The sequence below is a fragment of the Kitasatospora phosalacinea genome (assembly GCF_000717185.1).
In the GTDB taxonomy this organism is placed as follows: domain Bacteria; phylum Actinomycetota; class Actinomycetes; order Streptomycetales; family Streptomycetaceae; genus Kitasatospora; species Kitasatospora phosalacinea_A.
In genome coordinates this window covers 1-2512 of record NZ_JNYE01000209.1, presented here as the reverse complement: position 1 = coordinate 2512, position 2512 = coordinate 1, and the positions used below count along the sequence as shown (strand labels likewise).

General features: G+C 74.2%; 2 protein-coding genes. Both read left to right on the top strand.

What is annotated here, in order from left to right; genetic code table 11:
- The first annotated feature begins 243 nt into the window (after positions 1–243).
- Positions 244–1224: a serine protein kinase RIO gene (locus tag OO57_RS37505; protein ID WP_033257364.1), complete on the top strand. Its 981-nt coding sequence runs from the start codon at positions 244–246 to the stop codon at positions 1222–1224.
- A gap of 185 nt (positions 1225–1409) precedes the next feature.
- On the top strand, positions 1410–2512 hold a 1103-nt coding region (locus OO57_RS38940; RefSeq protein ID WP_158715384.1), incomplete at its 3' end, for a serine/threonine-protein kinase.

Sequence of the window (2512 nt, the reverse complement as noted above, 5' to 3'; positions counted from 1 at the left end):
CCCTCACCCCCACCCACCCCCGAAAAACCCTTTGCGTCACGTCCACCCCCGCACCTAAGGTGTCCCCGTCCCGCCGCGCCCTGCGCGCTCGCGGGCCCGACGAGAGGAGGTGCAGACAGATGGTTGCCGCCGTGACGCGGCGCGCTTTCGTGTGCGCGCCATCCGCCTCCCCCCGTCTTCGCCCCACCGGCTGACCGCGCGACACCCCGCGCCCCGGTGGGCCACTCCTCAGGAGCCACCGCAGTGCGCGAGCGCTTTGCCGACAGCGATTCCTTCTCCCGTATCCGCCCCAAGGGCGCTTCCCGTCGCGGCCGCCGGGCCGACCGCTTCGACGACTCCCAGCCCGAGTACGACTACTTCCCCTCCGCCGGGTCCGACGCCGACAGCGCCGACGAGCCCGCGGAGCAGCAGTTCACCGCCCCCGTGACCGACGGCCCCGCCGTGGGCGACCGCTGGTCGACGTGGGACCAGTCCACCCCGACCGAGAAGGGCCCCGAGCCGCGCCCCGACTGGGTCGTCACCGAGCTCGCGGCCGTCGACACCGAGCTGGGCATCGTCAAGACCGGCAAGGAGGCGGACGTCTTCCTGCTGGAGCGCTCCGTCCCCGGCACCTCCCGCCGCACCCTGATGGCCGCCAAGCGGTACCGGGACGCCCAGCACCGGATGTTCCACCGCGACTCCGGCTACCTGGAGGGCCGCCAGCACAAGGAGTCCCGGGTCACCCGGGCGATGGCCAAGCGCACCTCCTTCGGCAAGGAGGCGATCGCCGGCCAGTGGGCGGCCGCCGAGTTCGCCGCGCTGTCCCGGCTCTGGTCGGCGGGCGTCGCCGTGCCCTACCCGGTGCAGATCACCGGCACCGAGATCCTGATGGAGTTCGTCGGCGACGAGAACGGCACGGCCGCGCCCCGGCTGGCCCAGCTGCGCGCCGAGGAGGCCGACATCGACGACCTGTGGGCGCAGTTGGGCCGCAGCCTCTCGCTGCTGGCCTACGACGGCTACGCGCACGGCGACCTCTCGGCGTACAACATCCTGGTGCACCGCGGCCGCCTGGTGGTCATCGACGTCCCGCAGATCGTCGACGTGGTGGCCAACCCGCGCGGCCTCTCCTTCCTGGAGCGGGACGTGCGCAACGTCGGCGCCTGGTTCGTCTCCCGCGGCCTCCCGCCCGCGAGCGTCGAGGCCCTGGTCGACTCCCTCGCCACCGACGCCCGCCTGCGCCGCTGACCGCCCGCCCGGGGAGGGCGAGCCCCTCCTGACCGTCCCTCACCCCGCCCGCACCGCAAGCCAGTTGCGTCACGCAACGATGTAGAGTCACCGCGGTCGGGCGGGGTGCAGGGCGGCACCGGCTTCCCTCCGCGCGCCCGAACGGCGAGAATCACCGCTGACAAGTCGTACGACATGCTCGGGGGATGCGGGACATGTGGGGTCGGGGGACGGTACTCGGGGGCCGGTACGCCCTCTCCGAGCGGCTGGGCAGCGGCGCGATGGGCGAGGTCTGGCGCGCCGAGGACCAGGTGCTGGGCCGGCAGGTCGCGGTGAAGATCGTGCTTCCCGCGCTGATGGAGGACGAGGTCTTCGCCGCCCGCTTCCGCCGCGAGGCGACGGTGCTGGCCGCGATGAACCACCGCGGCGTGGTGCACATCCACGACTACGGCGAGGACGACACCGAGCCGGGCGCGAAGACCGCGTACATCGTGATGCAGCTGCTGTCGGGCAAGCCCCTCGACCGGGACCGCGACCGCAAGGCCCTGCCGCCCGACCGCGCGCTGGACGTCGCCGCCCAGGTACTGGAGGCGCTGCACGCCGCGCACCAGCAGGGCATCGTGCACCGGGACATCAAGCCGTCCAACCTGATGATCGACGAGGACGGCCGGGTCACCGTCACCGACTTCGGCATCGCCCGCACCCTGGCCGACAGCCGGATCACCACCTCCCACGCGGTCATCGGCACCGCCCTGTACATGGCCCCGGAACGCGCCGAGGGCAAGGACGCCTCGGCCGCCTCCGACCTCTACTCGGTCGGCGTGGTGCTGTACGAACTCCTCTCCGGCGCCGTGCCGTTCACCGGCGAGACGCCGCTCGAAGTGGTGCTCAAGCACGTCCGCGAGCCGGTGCCCGAGCTCCCGGCGCAGGTGCCCGCCCCGGTGCGGGCGGTGGTCGCCAAGGCGCTCCGCCAAGGAGCCCGGCGACCGCTACCCGGACGCGGCGGCGATGGCCGTCGCCGCCCGGCAGGCGATGTCCACCCCGGCCGGGCTCGGCGCGGTGCTCGCCCTCCCCGAAGCGGCCGGGACCCCGCCCGTCGTCCCCCCTCCCGTCCCCGCCCCCGCTCCCGTACCCGCGCCCACCGCGCCCGACGGGAAGGACCGGCGCGCCGGACGCCGCCGGCTGGCCACCCTGGTCCTGCCCGTGGTGCTGGTCACCGGCGGCGGCGTGACGGCCCAGCAGTTCGACCTGCTGCCCTGGCAGGACCGGAGCACCCGCACCACCGCCGACCCCACCCGCTCCCCCGACG